The organism is Pseudomonas sp. No.21 (assembly GCF_054558415.1).
Genome location: NZ_BAAJNO010000009.1, coordinates 86,430 through 102,409, shown reverse-complemented (window position 1 = coordinate 102,409; position 15,980 = coordinate 86,430). Strand labels below are relative to the sequence as shown.

Sequence of the window (15,980 nt, the reverse complement as noted above, 5' to 3'; positions counted from 1 at the left end):
CACCACGTGGCGATGCGCTTGACGAAGAAAGTTGGAGCAGCCGCCAACGCCCCTCCAGGAGGCCGAACGCAGTCGTTGCGCCGGGGGACGAGCGGCATGGATGCCGCGAGAGGCGCGCCAGGCCATGGATGGCCCATCGCGCCGGCCCCCAGAGCGACGATGGAGTGAGGGAACCCCGGCGAAGCCGGGGCCGGATGATGGGGCAAGTTTTTTGGTTCCTTTTCAACGACTGGAAAAGGGACTCGCCCGGGGGGGCGAAACCAGAAACATCACCAGAACTCGGCAATCAGCTGGGCTCAAATCCTCTAGCAACACTTAACGCAGACATAGCCAATGAATTCGCCCCTACGGTCGCGCTGAAAAGCGCTGGCGTGGAGGGCGTTGTGGCAAGCAAAGTGCTTTCTTGAAAAAACCCCTGAAACGCGCGCCCAAGGCCCATTTCTGCACCTGGACGGGGCGGCCGGACAACAAGAAGGTGAAGCATGGCGCACGAAGCAGGACTCTCCCACTCCCAGGGCTGGCAGGTGCTGGAAGCCTGGCACGCACACAGCCCCGAGCTGATCGCCAGCGTGGAGACGACGGCCTTCGCCGAGCGCCTGGACGAGGCGTTGCAGGCCCTGGCACCGTTCGACCAGAGCTGCATCTTCCTCTACCCGGCGGGCGGCAGCCCCGCGCTGCTGCACGACAACCTGCACGGCATCCCCGAGCCCGGCGCGATGCAGCGCTACGTCAACGGCACCTACCTGCTGGACCCGGTCTACACCGCCTGCGCCCATGGTCGGCCCGCCGGGCTCTACCGCATGGAGGAGCTGGCGCCGGACGCCTTCTTCGAAGGGGAATACTTCAACTCGCCGGATGTGCACCCGTGCATCTCGCTGGCCTCGGGCAGCCTGGCCGAGGAGATCGTCTTCCTCTCGCCGCTGCCGGGAGGCACCTATGCGGCCTACTCGCTGATGCGCTGCAACGGCTCGCCGGTGTTCGCGGAGGAGGAGATTGCCGCCCTGCGCCTGTGCCAGCCGGCGCTGGAGGCCTTCCTGCAGCGCCATTACGCCAGCGTGGCGGTGGCATCGATGGGCGCGCGGCCGGCACGCAGCATCGCCGAGCATCTGGCGGCGGCCTTCTCCGGCTTCGCCACCGACCGCCTGACCGCGCGCGAGCAGGCCATAGCGGGGCTGATCCTGCGGGGGCATTCGAGCATCTCCATCGCGCTGCACCTGGAGATCGCCGAGGGTACGGTGAAGAACCACCGCAAGCACCTCTACAGCAAGCTCGGCATCTCCAGCCAGTCGGAGCTGTTCCACCTTTTCGTCAACCACCTGCTGGGCACCGGGCTGGGTCAGTTGCCGACGGGCGTCGCGCCCGCTGCGCGGGCACAGCACTTGGAGCGCTGAGTCACGCTTCAGAGGAACAGCATCGCCACCAGTTCGGTGCGGCTGCTGGCGCCGACCTTGCGGAACAGGTTGAGCAGATGGGTCTTCACCGTCGGCAGGCCGACGCCCAGGTGGCGGGCGAGTTGCTTGTTGCTGATGCCTTCGCGCAGCAGCAGGGCGATTTCCCGTTCACGCGGGGTGAGGCCCTGCAGCTTCGGCTCGGCAGTGGGCACCAGGGCCTGTACACCGGCTTCCATCATCCCCTGCAGGGCCGCCAGGCTGGCCAGTTCCTCCTCCGAGAACGCCGGCATGCCGCTGCAACGCAACAGGGACAGCCCGGCCACGGGGCGCTCGCCGGCCTGGGCGATGACCTCCACCACGTCTATCACCTCGTGGGCGCGCAGGAACCCCTGGTATTCACGGTTCTGCGCCTCGCCCTGGCGTGCCTGGCCGGCTTGCAGGGGCACCACCGGCAGGCCGGTGGCCAGGCAGGCGCCGGGTTGCAGCGGGTCGAGGTGGCGGTAGTGGCGCAGGTAGGCGTCGTGCATCTGCAGGTGCATGCCCAGCAGCTGGAAGTCGCGGGCCTGCAACTGATCGTCGATCAGGTAGAAGGCACCGAGGGAGGCGGGGACGAAGTGGGTGAAGGTGCTCAGGCAATGCCTGGCGAATTCGACCGGGGATGGCGTCATGGAGGAACCCTCGCGTGGGCGGTGAGGGCAGTGCAGACCATCGCCGCAGAGGTTGCCAGTGGCGCGAACCTGCCCCGGGGGGCAGGCACCTGAAGAGGTCAGGCCACCGCGTAGTAGTGCTTGACGAAGCTCTCGCCGGGGACTTCCCAGAGCACCGGGGTGCCCTTGGCGACATACCAGCTGTCGCCGGCCTTGAAGCGGGTGGTCTGGCCGGTGGACTCGTCGGTGAGGACCACCTCGCCGGTGACCACCGTGGCCTGCTCGTTGAACGGGTAGACCATGCGGAACTTGCCGCCGGTGGTGCCGAAATAGGCGGCACTGACCGGGTCGGTGGGGGCGCCGGCGGTCATCTTGCCGAAGGCCTTGACCTCGCCTTCGAGGATTTCCGAACCCAGGTCGGCGACGGTGCCCCAGGCATCCAGTTCAGCGAGGGTGATACCGGTCTTGATGGGGGTGAGGGACATGGCAGTTCTCCTGCGAGTGATGGAAAAGGTGTTGGTCGTTCAGTGGGTTCCCGCGTTCGCGGGAATGACGGTACATGCTTTTCCGCTGCACCGTTTCCGACGGGAGCGAGCTGGAGCGGTACCAAGCGGGAGCGGCCGCGGAAGCGGAGTTCACGCCCGTGAATGAGCATTCCAAGGCCGATCCCTACGCCGTACCGCCGACGCGCAGCCGCGCCGATCGGATTCAACGGCGGCCGTTCCAGTAGCCGGAAACCTGGTGCCAGGTCTTGCCGGCGGTCAGCAGCAGCGGGCGGATATGGTCCTTGCCGACCACCTCGATGCGCCGCACCGAGCTGATCAGGTCGTAGCGCGCCGAGCCTTCGCTCATACCCTCGGCCAGCACCTTGCAGATGATGTGGCTGGGGGTGACGCCGAAGCCGGAGTAGCCCTGCACGAAATAGGCGTTGGGGCGGCCGGGCAGGGTGCCGATCTGCGGGAACAGGTTGGCGCTGCAGGCCATGGGGCCGCCCCAGGCGAGGTCGATCTTCACGTCCTTGAGGTAGGGGAAGATCTTCAGCATCAGGTTGCGGTTCCAGGCCTTGAGGTCGCCCGGGATGTGTTCGACGAAGGGCGTCGCGGCACCGAACAGCAGGCGGTTCTCGTTGGTCACGCGGTAGTAGTCGATGACCGGGCGGATGTCGCTGTAGGCCCCGCGAATCGGGCTGATGCGCTGGATCAGCTCGTCCGATAGGGGCTCGGTCATCATCTGGAAGGCGTAGGTGTTGATGGTGGTCTTGTGCAGCTCCGGCTCCAGCTTGTTGAGGAAGCTGTCGCAGGCCCAGAGCAGCTTGCTGGCCTTCACCGAGCCCTTGCCGGTGCGCACGGTGATGCGCTCGCCGTAGGTCACCTCCAGCGCCGGGCTGTATTCGAAGATCTTCACCCCGTGGCTGGCCAGGGCCTTGGCTTCGCCCAGCAGCAGGTTGAGGGAGTGCACATGGCCGCCGCCCATGTGCAGCAGGGCGCTGCTGTAGGCGTCGGAGCCGATGATCTGCTTGACCTCGGAGCCGCCGAGGAAGCGGATCTCGTGGGGCGAGCCGAGGGATTTGAACTCCTTCTCCCAGGCGCGCAGGGTCTTTTCCTGGCGAGCGTTGAAGCCCATGTAGCCGTAGCCGTGGCAGAAGTCGGCGTCGATGCCGTACTTGGCGATGCGGCCCTTGATGATGTCGGCGCCCAGGTCGCTGATCTCGAAGATCTGCCGCAGGCCGTCCTCGCCCACGTCGTTGCGGATCTTCTCCAGGTCGTGGCCGATGCCGGCCATGATCTGCCCGCCGTTGCGCCCGGTGCCGCCGAAGCCCAGGTAGCGCGCCTCCAGCACCACGATATTGGTGATGCCTTTCTCCGCCAGTTCCAGCGCGGTGTTGATCCCGGAGAACCCTCCGCCGATCACGACGACATCCGCTTCCAGGTCCGCTTCCAGGGAGGGGAAGGAGAGGTCGTACTTCTTGGTGGCCGTGTAGTAGGTGGGTGTCTCGATATTGATCATGACTGCAGCCTGAAACGGTGGGTGGAATGCGTTCTGCTGGCGACTATTAAGGGGCGTGCGGACCCTTGCGGTCTTGTCCCTCACTGCCCGTCACCTTGACCCGGGGTGACAGGCGCCGGGTCAACCTGGCGCCAGCAGCTCTGCGACGCGCTCCACGGCCGCGCGGGCGCAGAGCCCGTCGAGCTGCTCGGAAGCACCGGAGATACCGATGGCGCCGATCACCTGGCCCAGGTGGCGGAAGGGTTCGCCACCGCCGAACAGGGCCAGCCCCGGTTGCAGCGGCAGGCCCTGGCGCACGGCGGCGGAGCAGCCGTCGAGGCGCTCCTGCCAGGCATGGGTGGCGATGCCGAAGCCGGCGGCGGTGACGGCCTTGTTCAGGGCGATGGCGCGACTGGGGCCGGGGGCGCCGTCCATGTGCGCGCTGTGGATCGGCAGGCCGGCGGCGTCCACCACTTGGACGCTGACCCGGACGCCATGCTCGGCGGCGGCATCCAGGGCGGCCTGCAGCGCCTGCATGGCGAGGGCGAGGCCGAGGTGGGGCTGTTGGCGCAGGAGGGCGTTCATGGGGGGCACCTGGGGGGAATTTCTGCTCGATCATGAACAGGTTAATGATCGTCTGCAATGGCCCGGGCAGCGGTTCTTGCACCGTCTTTGCGTGGCCCGCGTCACGCCCTGGCCAATCCGGCACGGGCAAGCAAGAAGCTGGCAGGCTCGAACATGACGCAGGCTCCACACCTCGCTCCTAATGGGCGATCCGGCGCTGCCGGCCCCATTTCCTGCAAGGAGTTGCGCGATGAGACTGCTGGCCTGTCTGGCGATGCTGTTGCTGGCCCTGGAAGCCCGGGCCGAGGAGGTGTTGCGGGTCCTCAACTGGAAGAACTACATCGAGCCGCAGGTGCTGGCCGACTTCCAGAAGCAGACCGGCATCCGGGTCGAGTACCAGACCATGACCGCCGCCGAGGAACTGGACGCTGCCCTGGGGCGTGGGCAACCCCTGGATATCGTCGTGCCTTCGCATTTCCAGCTGTCGCGGCTGATCCGCGCAGGCCAGCTGGCAGCGCTGGATACGGGGCGGCTGAGCCACTACCGCAGCGTCGACAGCGGCCTGCTGGCGATGCTCGCCGGCATCGATTCGGCCAACCGCTATGCGGTGCCCTACCTCTGGGGCTCGGTGGGGTTGGTGGTCAACCCGGGCCTCGCCGAGGCCGCCTATGGCGCGCCCTTGCCCAACAGCTGGGGCCTGCTGTTCGACGAGCGCCAGGCCTCGCGCCTGGCCGCCTGCGGCGTGGGCCTGCTGGATGCCCCGGAGGAAACCGCCTCGCTGTGGTTCAACTACCGGGGCCGCAGCCTGTCGCTGTACGGCGCGCGGCAGATCGAGCGCAACCTGCAGCCGCTGCTGGGCATCGCCCGCACCGTGCGCCACCTGGACAACGACGCCTATATCGACGCCCTCGCCGAGGGCCGCCTGTGCGTGGCCATGGCCTGGATCGGCCACGCGCTGACCGCCTCCGCGCGCAACCCGGCGCTCAGCTACCGCATTCCCGACGAGGGCGCGATGGTCTTCATCGACAGCCTGGCGATCCCGTCCAACGCCGAGCGCCCGGACCTCGCCTACCGCTTCATCGACTACCTGCTGGAGCCGCGCAACGCCCTGGCCGATGCCCGCGCCAGCCAGTTCTACTCGCCCCTGGCGGCCGACAGCCCGGAGCTGGCGGAACTGGCCAGGGAGCGGCCGATGCAGGTGCTCAAGAGCGACGAGCGTCGGCGCCTCTATGTGCTGGAGCGGCTTTCCGTGGAGCAGAAGGCGGCGCTGGATGCCTTCTGGGCGAAGGTCAAGGCGAGCCGCGCGCCATGACGCGTAGCACTCGATTCGTTAAACTGTGAACTAATTTTCAAGCGTTGCCGACCCATGCCCGATACCCGTGCCTCCCTGACCCTCACCCTGTTGCAGGCCCGCGAAGCGGCCATGCGCTTCTTCCGCCCCCAGCTCAACCGCCACGACCTCACCGAGCAGCAGTGGCGGGTGATCCGCATTCTCCGCCAGCAGGGCGAGATGGAAAGCCACAAGCTGGCGCGCCTGGCCTGCATCCTCAAGCCCAGCATGAGCGGCGTGCTCGCCCGCCTGGAGCGCGACGGCATGGTCCGCCGGCGCAAGGTCGCCGAGGACCAGCGCCGTATCCTCCTCGCCCTCACCGAACAGGGCGAAGCCTGCTTCCAGTCCATGAGCCAGGAGATGGAGCGCGGCTACCAGTCCATCCAGCAGCAGCTGGGCGAGCAGAAGCTGCACGAGCTGCTGGACCTGCTGCAGGAGCTGAAGGGCATCAAGCCCTGAGGCAATGAGCGGTGGGAGCGGTTTCAACCGCGAAGAGCATCGCGAATGAATTCGCTCCCACAGGGTTGCGCAGCGAGGGCGGGCCTTGCACCGTTGGGCCGCGCTGCGCTTGGCGCCAACCTACGGCGGCGCTGCGCGCCGCTTGGCGAATGAATTCGCCCCTACAGAGTTGCGTGGCGTTGGGGGGGGATTGTGGGAGCGGTTTCAACCGCGAAAAGCATCGCGAATGAATTCGCTCCCACTGGGTGCTGCCCGGTGGGGTGGGGCATTCCCGTAGGGTGGGCTTCAGCCCACCAATGGGCTTCAGGCGATGCCGAGGCACAGGTATTTCTGTTCGATGTAATCGTCGATGCCGTACTTCGAGCCTTCGCGGCCGAGGCCGGATTGCTTGATGCCGCCGAAGGGGGCGACTTCGGTGGAGATGAGGCCTTCGTTGACGCCGACCATGCCGTATTCGAGTGCTTCGCTGACCCGCCAGGCGCGGCCGAGGTCGCGGGTGTAGAGGTAGGAGGCGAGGCCGAATTCGGTGTCGTTGGCCATGGCGATGGCCTGCTCTTCGGTGTCGAAGCGGAAGATCGGTGCCAGCGGGCCGAAGGTCTCGTCGCGGGCCACCAGCATCTCCGGGGTCACCTCGCCGAGCACGGTGGGCTCGAAGAAGTTGCCGCCCAGGGCATGGGGCTTGCCGCCGGCCAGGACGCGGGCGCCCTTGGCGACGGCGTCGGCGATGTGTTCCTCCACCTTGGCCACGGCCTTGGCGTTGATCAACGGGCCCTGCTGGGCGCCGTCGTCGTCGGCCGGGGCCACCTTGAGGGCGTTGACCGCCGCCACCAGGCGCCGGGCGAATTCGTCGTAGACGCCGTTCTGCACCAGCAGGCGGTTGGTGCACACGCAGGTCTGCCCGGTGTTGCGGAACTTGGAGCCGAGGGCGCCCTGCACGGCGGCGTCGAGGTCGGCGTCGTCGAAGACGATGAAGGGCGCGTTGCCGCCCAGTTCCAGGCTGACCTTCTTGATGGTCTCGGCGCACTGGGCCATCAGCAGCTTGCCGATGCCGGTGGAGCCGGTGAAGGAGAGCTTCTGCACCAGCGGGTTGCCGGTCAGTTCGGCGCCGATTTCCCGCGAGCGGGTGCCGGGGACGATGTTCAGCACCCCGGCGGGGATCCCGGCGCGCTCGCCGAGCGCGGCCAGGGCGAGGGCGGACAGCGGCGTCTCCGAGGCGGGCTTGAGCACCACGGTGCAGCCGGCGGCCAGGGCCGGGCCGACCTTGCGGGTGATCATGGCGTTGGGGAAGTTCCAGGGAGTGATGGCGGCGACCACGCCTATGGCCTGCTTGATCACCACCAGGCGGCGGCCGGGCTTGTCGTGGGGGATGACGTCGCCGTAGACGCGCTTGGCCTCTTCGGCGAACCACTCGATGAAGCTGGCGCCGTAGGCGATCTCGCCCCGGCTCTCGGCCAGGGGCTTGCCCTGTTCCCAGCTGAGCAGGCGGGCCAGGTCTTCCTGGTTGGCCATGATCAGCTCGTACCAGCGACGCAGGATGGTGCTGCGCTCCTTGGCGGTGCGGGCGCGCCAGGCGGGCAGAGCGGCCTGGGCGGCGTCGATGGCGCGGGCGGTTTCGGCGCGGCCGAGGGAGGCGACTTCGGCGATCAGTTCGCCGTTGGCGGGGTTGGTCACGGCGAAGCGGCCTTCGTCGTCGGCTTCGATCCATTGGCCGTTCACGTAGGCCTGTTCGCGCAGCAGGTTGAGGTCGTTGAGTTTCATCAGTCTGCCTTGTTTCGGACGGTCCATGCCCGTTCCCGGGCCTGCGAGCAGGGCCGGGTCGGGCTGTAAGAGGTTGAGGGTGTTCGGCTCAGTAGACGCTGCCGGCGCTGGATTGCGGGGCGGGCGTGCCCTTGAAGCGGCCGGCGAGGGCCTGCAGGGACTTCATCAGCAGGCTGGTGTCGACGCCGACGGCGACGAAGGCGCAGCCCAGTTCCAGGTAGCGGCGGGCCAGGGTCTCGTCGGCGCTGAGGATGCCGGCGGCCTTGCCGGCACGGCGGATGCGGGCGATGGCGTCCTCGATGGCGGCCTGCACCTCGGGATGCCCGGGATTGCCGCGATGGCCCATGGCGGCGGAAAGGTCGGCCGGGCCGATGAACACGCCGTCGACGCCCTCGGTGGCAGCGATGGCATCGAGCGCGGCGAGGCCGTCGAGGTTTTCGATCTGTACCAGCAGGCACATCTGCTCGTCGGCCTGGTCCAGGTAGCCGGGCACGCTATTCCAGCGCGAGGCGCGGGCCAGGGCGCTGCCGACGCCACGGATGCCGGACGGCGGGTAGCGCATGGCGCGCACCAGCTCGGCGGCCTGGGCGGCGGAATCCACCATGGGCACCAGCAGGGTCTGCGCGCCGATGTCCAGCAGCTGCTTGATCAGCACCGGGTCGCCGATGGGCGGGCGGATGATCGGCTGCGACGGGTAGGGCGCCACCGCCTGCAACTGGCCGAGCAGGCTGCGCAGGTCGTTGGGCGCGTGCTCGCCGTCGATCAGCAGCCAGTCGAAGCCGGCATTGGCGGCCAGCTCCGCGCAATAAGGATCAGCCAGGCCGAGCCACAGGCCGATCTGTGCGTCGCCGGCCAGGAGGCGGTGTTTGAAGGTGTTGATGAGGGTGGGCATGGGACGCTCCTTGGGAAGCTGGAAGCTGGAAGCTGGAAGCCGGAAGCTGGAAGCGCGCACGAACCGCCTTTTCTTCCAGCTTCAAGCTCTAGGCTTCCAGCTCAAATTCAAACAAACCGACAGGCAATCGAGCCCAGCTGGTCGTAGTCGACATGGAAGGTGTCGCCGGGGCGGGCGGCCACCGGGCGGGTGAAGGAGCCGCCGAGGATGATCTGCCCGGCTTCCAGGGTGACGTCGTAGGGCGCCAGCTTGTTGGCCAGCCAGGCGACGCCCTTGGCCGGGTGGTTGAGCACGGCGGCGGAGACGCCGGATTCCTCGATCACGCCGTTGCGGTAGAGCACGGCGGGCACGCGGCGCAGGTCGATCTCGGTGGGGCGCACGGCGCGTCCGCCCATCACCACGCCGGCGTTGGCGGCGTTGTCGGAGATGGTGTCGAAGACCTTGCGGGTGACCTGGGTCTGCGGGTCCACCTGCTGGATGCGGGCGTCGATGATCTCCAGGGCGGGGATGACCCACTCGGTGGCGTCGAGCACGTCGAACAGGGTGACGTTCGGCCCGCGCAGCGGCTTGCCGAGGACGAAGGCCAGCTCCACTTCCACGCGGGGGACGATGAAGCGCTCGAAGGGGATGTCGCTGCCTTCGTCGAAGAACATGTCATCCAGCAGCGCGCCGTAGTCCGGCTCGGTGATGTTGGAGGACACCTGCATGGCGCGGGAGGTGAGGCCGATCTTGTGGCCCACCAGCTTGCGCCCGTCGCTGATCTTCTGCGCCACCCAGGCGCGCTGGATGGCGTAGGCGTCTTCGATGGTGATGCCGGGGTGGTCCAGGGAGAACTGGCGGATCTGCTGCCGCGAGCGTTCGGCGGCGTCGAGTCGGGCGGCGGCCTGCTGGATCAGGGTGGCGTCGAGCATGGTGGGGTCTCTCTTAGCGTGGATTGACCAGGGCGGCCGGGGTGCGCAGCACCAGTCCGGCGCCGAGGGCGATGAAGAAGGCCAGGACGAACAGCGCGAGGCTGGCGCTTTGGGTGGTGTCGCGCATCCAGCCGATGAGGTAGGGCGCGAGGAACGAGGCGATGCTGCCGAACGAGCTGATGAGGCCGATGCCCGCGGCCTGGGCCTTGTCGGAGAGGAAGGCCGGCGGCAGTTGCCAGAACATCGGCAGGGCGGCGCTGGCGCCCATGCCGGCGATGATCAGGCCGGCCAGCACGGGGATCGCGCTGGTGGGCGCGAGGCCGCTGCTGGCGATGCCCACGGCGCACATCAGCAGCGGCACGCAGAGGTGCCAGCGGCGTTCGCAGTGGCGGTCCGAGGAGCGGCCGCAGGCGAGCATGAAGAACACCCCGGCGAGGTAGGGCACGGCGCTGAGCAGGCCGACCTGGCTGTCGCGGGCGACGCCGGCGCCGTGGATCAGGGTGGGCATCCAGAAGGCCAGGGTGTTCACCGCGAGCATCACGGCGAAGTAGATGGCCACCAGCAGCCAGACGTGGCGGTCGCGCAGGATGCCGGCGAAGGAGGTGATCGGCTTGCGCTGTTCCTCCTGGGCCATGTCTTCGCGCAGCTGGCGCTTCTGGGCGTCGTCGAGCCAGGCGACGTCATCGAAGCGCTCCGGCAGGCGAGCCCAGACCAGCAGGCCGAGCAGCACCACGGGGGCGCCTTCGAGGAGGAACATCCACTGCCAGCCGCGCAGGCCGAGGGCGTCGTGGAAGCCTTCGAGGATGGCGCCGGACAGCGGCCCGCCGATCACCCCGGCCATGGGCACGGCGATGGCGAACAGGGCGGTGATCTGCGCGCGGCGGCGGGCCGGGTACCAGCGGTTGAGGTAGACGAGGATGCCGGGGAAGAAACCGGCCTCGGCGACCCCCAGCAAAAAGCGCAGGACGTAGAAGCCGGTGGCGCCCTGCACCAGGAACATGCTGGTGGAGAGCACGCCCCAGACCACCATCAGGGTGGCGATCCAGCGGCGCGGGCCGACGCGGTCGAGGGCGAGGTTGCTGGGCACGCCGAACAGGGCGTAGGCGATGAAGAACAGGCCGGCGCCGAAGCCGTAGACGGTGTCGCTGAACTGCAGGTCGGCGCTCATCTGCATCTTGGCGAAGCCGATGTTGATGCGGTCCAGGTGGGCGAACAGGTAGCACACCAGCAGCAGCGGCATGAGCCGCCAGGTGACGGTGCGGTGGGTGGTGTCGCGGGTGGCGTGGTCAGCGCCGTTGGGGCAGGCAGTGTGGGCGGTGCTCATGGTCTTGTACTTCTTGTTGGGAGTCGCGTCGGGGTGCGCGGCGCGGGGCGTTGCCACCCCGCGCCGGCGGTGGGCCGGGGGTCAGCCGGCCTGGCCCTTGAGGAAGGCGTGGACGTTGTTGAGCTTGTAGTTGAGCTCGGCGTCCAGCTCGGTCATCTCGAAGGAGAGGGCCAGCAGGCGCCGGGCCTGGAGTGCGGCGAAGTGGCCGCTGATCACCTCGAACAGCGCATCGGCCACCTGGCGGCGGGTGGCCAGGTCGCGGCCGGCGCCCACCTTCAGGGTCATGTGGACGAAGGCGTAGTCGTGCTGGCCGTCGGCCATGCGCCAGGTGTCCAGGCGCACGGCACGGCTGCGGATGCCGCCGAGGGGGAAGACCCCGGAAGCGCCCAGGCTGGCGTGGACCTTCTCGAACAGGCCGGGCAGGTCGGCCTCGGCTTCGATGTTGTGGGTGTATTCGGCGATGAAGTGGGGCATGCAGACCTCCTCTGGTGCGGATGACGGCTGCGCATCCGCCACCGGCTGGCGTGGCGTTCAGGGTGTGTGGCGGCGGGTCTGGGCCTGCCGCCACGGGTGCTACAGGCGGCTGGCGGAAGCGACGCCGGCCGGGTTGGAGGCTTGCGGTTGCGGGATGGTCGAGCCGTCCTGCGGGGTGACCGGGAACACGGCGTTGAGCTGGCCGGTGCCGGAGGCGGCGAAGTAGGGGGTGATGACTTCAGCGTGGCCGTCGTACTTCGACCAGCCGAGGGCGCCGAGCAGCATCGCGGTGTCGTGCATGAAGCCTTCGCCGTGGCCCTTGGCCGCGTACTCGGGGAGCATGCCGCAGAACTCCTCCCACTCGGCGCCTTCCCACATCTGGATCACGCGCTGGTCGAGGGTTTCGAGGAAGGGGCTCCAGATCTTGGTGGCGAACTCCGGGGCCTGGCCGTTCTGGGCGAAACGGTGGGACAGCGACCCGCTGGCGAGGAAGGCCACGGTGCCGTCGTAGTGCTCTTCCACCGCCTTGCGCATGGCCCAGCCGAGGCGGGCGCTGTCGTTGAGGTAGTGGGAGGTGCACAGCGCGGAGACCGAGATCACCTTGAAGTGCTGGTCGGTGTTCATGTAGCGCATGGGCACCAGGGTGCCGTACTCGGGCGCCAGGGTGGTGGCGTCGTGGGCCATGGTCTCCACGCCGTAGCGGTTGCATTCCGCCGCCAGCAGGTGGCCCAGCTCGGGGTTGCCGGGGAATTCGTACTCCATGTTGGCGATGAAGTGCGGCAGCTCGTTGCTGGTGTACAGCCCCTGGAAGTGCTTGCCGCAGTTGATGTGGTAGTTGGCGTTGACCAGCCAGTGGGTGTCGAACACCACCAGGGTGTCCACGCCCAGCTCGCGGCAGCGCCGGCCGATCTCGATATGGCCGTCGATGGCCGCCTTGCGGAAGCCCTTGCGCGGGCCTTCGAGCTCGCTGATGTACATGGAGGGTACGTGGGTGATCTTGGCAGCCAGAGCGAGTTTGCCCATGGTCGTTACTCCGAGTGGAAGGCCCGCCGCCGGGCCTTCAGGGTTCATTGTGATTGTCGGTGCACGCTCGGTAATCGTTATCCTGCGCCCCTTCCTCGAAGGCGAGAAGGGGCGCGGTGCCTCACAGGCCCCAGCGCGGGATGTGGTGGCTGCCCATGGAAATGCACACGTTCTTGATCTCCGCGAACACTTCGAAGCTGTACTGGCCGCCTTCGCGGCCGGTGCCGGAGCCCTTCACGCCGCCGAACGGCTGGCGCAGGTCACGCACGTTCTGGCTGTTGATGAAGACCATGCCGGCCTCGATGCCACGGGCCAGGCGGTGGGCCTTGCCGATGTCCTGGGTCCAGACGTAGGAGGCCAGGCCGTATTCGGTGTCGTTGGCCAGTTGCAGCGCTTCGGCCTCGTCCTTGAAGCGGATCAGGCAGACCACCGGACCGAAGATCTCTTCCTGGGCGATGCGCATGCGGTTGTCGACGTCGGCGAACACCGTGGGCTGGATGAACTGCCCCTTGGCCAGGTGCGCCGGCAGGCCCGCCGGGCGATCGAGGCCGCCGGCCAGCAGGGTGGCGCCTTCTTCCATGCCGATGCGGATGTAGCCGGTGACCTTGTCGTAGTGGGCCTGGGTGATCATCGAGCCGACCTGGGTCTTCGGGTCCTGCGGGTCGCCGACGATCAGGCGTTTGGCGCGGGCGGCGAACTCGGCGACGAAGCGGTCGTAGACGGTTTCCTGGATGAAGATGCGGCTGCCGGCGGTGCAGCGCTCGCCGTTGAGCGAGAAGATGGTGAACAGCGCGGCGTCGAGGGCGCGATCGAGGTCGGCGTCATCGAAGATCAACACCGGGCTCTTGCCGCCCAGTTCCATGGAGTACTTCTTCAGGCCGGCGGTCTGCATGATCTTGCGGCCTGTGGCGGTGCCGCCGGTGAAGGAGATGGCGCGCACGTCCGGGTGGCGGACCAGGGCGTCGCCGGCGGTGGCGCCGTAGCCCTGCACCACGTTGAGCACGCCCTTGGGGATGCCGGCTTCCAGCGCCAGGCGACCCAGTTCGTTGGCGGTCAGCGGCGACAGTTCGCTCATCTTCAGCACGGCGGTGTTGCCCAGGGCCAGGCAGGGCGCGGTCTTCCAGGTGGCGGTCATGAACGGCACGTTCCACGGGGAGACCAGGCCACACACGCCCACCGGCTGGTAGAGGGTGTAGTTGAGCATCTGGTCGTCCACCGGGTAGCTGTGGCCGTCCATGCGGGTGCAGACCTCGGCGAAGAACTCGAAGTTGTGCGAGGCGCGGGGGATCAGCACGTTCCTGGTCTGGTGGATCGGCAGGCCGGTGTCCAGGGTCTCCAGCTCGGCCAGCTTGGGCACGTTCTGGTCGATCAGTTCACCCAGCTTGCGCATCAGCTTGGCGCGGGCCGATGCCGGGGTGTTGGCCCACTTGGGGAAGGCCTCCTTGGCGGCGGCGACGGCCGCGGCGATCTCCTCGGCGCCGCCGCTGGCGACCTCACCGATGGCCTCGCCAGTGGCGGGGTTGTAGTTGGTGAAGACGTCTTTGCTTTCGACCTCGCGGCCATCGATCCAGTGCTTGATCATGTTCAGACCTCGTTGTTACGGGACGCGAAGAACTCGGCTTCGCTGACGATGCGGTTGACCAGGCGGCCGACGCCTTCCACTTCCACCACCACTTCATCGCCCGGCACCACGTTGGCCAGGCCCTCCGGCGTGCCGGTGGCGATCATGTCGCCCGGCTGCAGGGTCATGAAGCTGGAGAAGTATTCGATCAGGTAGGGGATGTCGAAGATCATGTCGGCGGTGGTGCCTTCCTGCTTCAACTCGCCGTTGATCCAGGTGCGCAGCCTGAGCTTCGACGGGGCCGGCACGTCGGCGGCGTCGACGATCCAGGGGCCGACCGGGGTGGTGCAGTCGCGGTTCTTCACCCGCAGGTTGGGGCGGTAGTAGTTCTCGAGAAAGTCGCGGATGGCGTAGTCGTTGCAGACGGTGTAGCCGGCCAGGTACTGCAGGGCGTCCTCGCGCTTGACGTTGCGCGCGGGCTTGCCGATCACCGCCACCAGCTCGCACTCGTAGTGCATGTAGGCGACGTTGTCCGGGCGCCAGGTGACTTGGTTGTGGCCGGTGTAGGTGCCGGGGGACTTGATGAAGGCCAGCGGCTCGGTGGGCGCCTTGAAGGCCAGTTCGGCGGCGTGATCGGCGTAGTTCAGGCCGAGGGCGAACATGCTGCCGGTGGCCGGGGGCAGCCATTCGACCTGGTCTTCGGCCAGCAGGCGGCCATCGGCGAGGCGGACGGCGTTGCCGTCTTCGACGGTCACGGCGTGGATGTCGCCCTGGTATCGGATGCGTGCGTGTTTCATCTGCGTCTCCTTATTCCGCGACCAGGGTGCTGGTGAGCCGGCCCAGGCCTTCGATCTCCACCACCACTTCATCGCCGGGGCGCACGTCGACGCGGCCCTCGGGGGTGCCGGTGATCAGCACGTCGCCTTCGTGCAGGGTCATGAACTCGCTGATCTCGGCGATCAGTTGGGGAATGCTGCGCACCAGGTTGGCGGTGGTGTTTTCCTGGCGCAGTTCGCCGTTGACGAAGAGGCGCAGGGGCAGGGCATGCGGATCGGCGATCTCGCTGGCCGGCACCACTTCGCTGGCCAGGGGGCAGAAGCCGTCACGGCACTTGGCCTTGACCGCCGGGCGGTAGTAGCTGTCCTCCGGCAGGCTGAACTCGTTCACCACCAGGTAGCCGGCGACATGCGCCATGGCGTTCTCGGCGCTGACGCGGCTGGCGTTGCGGCCGATCACCACGCCCAGGGCCGGGCCCGGCTGCAGGCGCTCGACGTCACGCGGGTAGGGCACCGGCTGGCCGTCGCCATTGCGGGTGTTGGAGGTCTTGATGAACAGCACCGGCTTGACCGGCGGCTTCTGGTAAGGCGGTTGGTCGAACTCGGCCAGTCGGCTTTCGAGCAGGCCCTGGTAGTTCAGCGCGACGCCGAACAGGGTGCCGGTAGCGACTTCGCTGGTTGCGCGACGCATGGGTTCACTCCTGAAGCAGTGGGGTCATCCCCGGATAAAAGAAGGTGCGCGCTGACGGTGGGAAGCGGCACCCGAAGTCATTTCGTTAACATGCTAACTTTATAATTAATATATTAACGATGATCAAGCCCTACCAAAGGACGATTCGATCGTTGAGCCATTAGAAACCCCGGCGCGGCCGGCGGATTGTCCA

At 67.6% G+C, this 15,980-nt stretch carries 16 protein-coding genes; 3 read left to right on the top strand and 13 right to left on the bottom strand.

The genetic code is table 11. The annotated features are described in order from the left end of the window. Positions 1-482 precede the first annotated feature (482 nt). Complete coding sequence (locus ACYJSS_RS19670; RefSeq protein WP_236206223.1) at positions 483-1,391, top strand: helix-turn-helix transcriptional regulator; 909 nt, start codon at positions 483-485, stop codon at positions 1,389-1,391. Between the two features lie 8 nt (positions 1,392-1,399). Here the strand turns inward: ACYJSS_RS19670 and ACYJSS_RS19665 are convergent, their stop codons facing one another. The 4 genes from ACYJSS_RS19665 to ACYJSS_RS19650 all read right to left on the bottom strand — a co-directional run bounded on the left by ACYJSS_RS19665 (position 1,400) and on the right by ACYJSS_RS19650 (position 4,609). Continuing rightward, complete coding sequence (locus ACYJSS_RS19665; protein ID WP_111264604.1) at positions 1,400-2,059, bottom strand: helix-turn-helix transcriptional regulator; 660 nt, start codon at positions 2,057-2,059, stop codon at positions 1,400-1,402. A 98-nt stretch (positions 2,060-2,157) separates the two neighbouring features. Then, positions 2,158-2,523, bottom strand: a complete 366-nt coding sequence (locus tag ACYJSS_RS19660) for a cupin domain-containing protein (RefSeq protein WP_236206224.1) — start codon at positions 2,521-2,523, stop codon at positions 2,158-2,160. Between the two features lie 223 nt (positions 2,524-2,746). After that, a complete protein-coding gene (locus ACYJSS_RS19655) occupies positions 2,747-4,045 on the bottom strand; it encodes an NAD(P)/FAD-dependent oxidoreductase (protein ID WP_111264606.1) in 1,299 nt (432 codons plus the stop codon). Positions 4,046-4,165: 120 nt separating this feature from the next. Beyond that, the gene (locus ACYJSS_RS19650; RefSeq protein ID WP_111264612.1) at positions 4,166-4,609 is read right to left on the bottom strand and encodes a GlcG/HbpS family heme-binding protein; all 444 of its coding nucleotides are present in this window, start codon (positions 4,607-4,609) and stop codon (positions 4,166-4,168) included. 229 nt (positions 4,610-4,838) lie between these two features. Here ACYJSS_RS19650 and ACYJSS_RS19645 point away from each other — a divergent pair, with 229 nt between their 5' ends. Then, on the top strand, positions 4,839-5,900 hold the full coding sequence (locus tag ACYJSS_RS19645) for an extracellular solute-binding protein (RefSeq protein WP_236206225.1): 1,062 nt from the start codon (positions 4,839-4,841) through the stop codon (positions 5,898-5,900). Positions 5,901-5,954: 54 nt separating this feature from the next. After that, positions 5,955-6,377 carry a homoprotocatechuate degradation operon regulator HpaR gene (gene hpaR / locus ACYJSS_RS19640; protein WP_236206226.1) on the top strand — a complete coding sequence of 141 codons (423 nt, stop codon included), beginning with the start codon at positions 5,955-5,957 and terminating at the stop codon, positions 6,375-6,377. Between the two features lie 303 nt (positions 6,378-6,680). On the opposite strand, the gene ACYJSS_RS19635 is transcribed toward hpaR, so the two are convergent. From ACYJSS_RS19635 to ACYJSS_RS19595, 9 genes are all read right to left on the bottom strand, one after another. After that, positions 6,681-8,135 carry an NAD-dependent succinate-semialdehyde dehydrogenase gene (locus ACYJSS_RS19635; RefSeq protein WP_236206227.1) on the bottom strand — a complete coding sequence of 485 codons (1,455 nt, stop codon included), beginning with the start codon at positions 8,133-8,135 and terminating at the stop codon, positions 6,681-6,683. 88 nt (positions 8,136-8,223) lie between these two features. Further along, positions 8,224-9,027, bottom strand: a complete 804-nt coding sequence (hpaI, locus tag ACYJSS_RS19630; protein ID WP_236206228.1) for a 4-hydroxy-2-oxoheptanedioate aldolase — start codon at positions 9,025-9,027, stop codon at positions 8,224-8,226. Between the two features lie 107 nt (positions 9,028-9,134). Next, complete coding sequence (hpaH, locus tag ACYJSS_RS19625) at positions 9,135-9,938, bottom strand: 2-oxo-hept-4-ene-1,7-dioate hydratase (RefSeq protein ID WP_236206229.1); 804 nt, start codon at positions 9,936-9,938, stop codon at positions 9,135-9,137. 13 nt (positions 9,939-9,951) lie between these two features. Continuing rightward, the gene (locus tag ACYJSS_RS19620) at positions 9,952-11,262 is read right to left on the bottom strand and encodes an MFS transporter (protein WP_236206230.1); all 1,311 of its coding nucleotides are present in this window, start codon (positions 11,260-11,262) and stop codon (positions 9,952-9,954) included. Between the two features lie 81 nt (positions 11,263-11,343). Continuing rightward, the gene (locus ACYJSS_RS19615; RefSeq protein WP_236206231.1) at positions 11,344-11,736 is read right to left on the bottom strand and encodes a 5-carboxymethyl-2-hydroxymuconate Delta-isomerase; all 393 of its coding nucleotides are present in this window, start codon (positions 11,734-11,736) and stop codon (positions 11,344-11,346) included. A 99-nt stretch (positions 11,737-11,835) separates the two neighbouring features. Further along, positions 11,836-12,759 carry a 3,4-dihydroxyphenylacetate 2,3-dioxygenase gene (gene hpaD, locus ACYJSS_RS19610; RefSeq protein WP_236206232.1) on the bottom strand — a complete coding sequence of 308 codons (924 nt, stop codon included), beginning with the start codon at positions 12,757-12,759 and terminating at the stop codon, positions 11,836-11,838. Positions 12,760-12,880: 121 nt separating this feature from the next. Next, the gene (gene hpaE, locus ACYJSS_RS19605) at positions 12,881-14,341 is read right to left on the bottom strand and encodes a 5-carboxymethyl-2-hydroxymuconate semialdehyde dehydrogenase (protein ID WP_236206233.1); all 1,461 of its coding nucleotides are present in this window, start codon (positions 14,339-14,341) and stop codon (positions 12,881-12,883) included. 2 nt (positions 14,342-14,343) lie between these two features. Then, positions 14,344-15,117 (bottom strand): fumarylacetoacetate hydrolase family protein, encoded by a 774-nt coding sequence (locus tag ACYJSS_RS19600; RefSeq protein ID WP_236206234.1) that lies wholly within the window; start codon positions 15,115-15,117, stop codon positions 14,344-14,346. Between the two features lie 10 nt (positions 15,118-15,127). Further along, positions 15,128-15,787, bottom strand: coding sequence for a fumarylacetoacetate hydrolase family protein (locus ACYJSS_RS19595; RefSeq protein WP_111264629.1), 660 nt, complete (start codon positions 15,785-15,787; stop codon positions 15,128-15,130). Positions 15,788-15,980 lie beyond the last annotated feature (193 nt).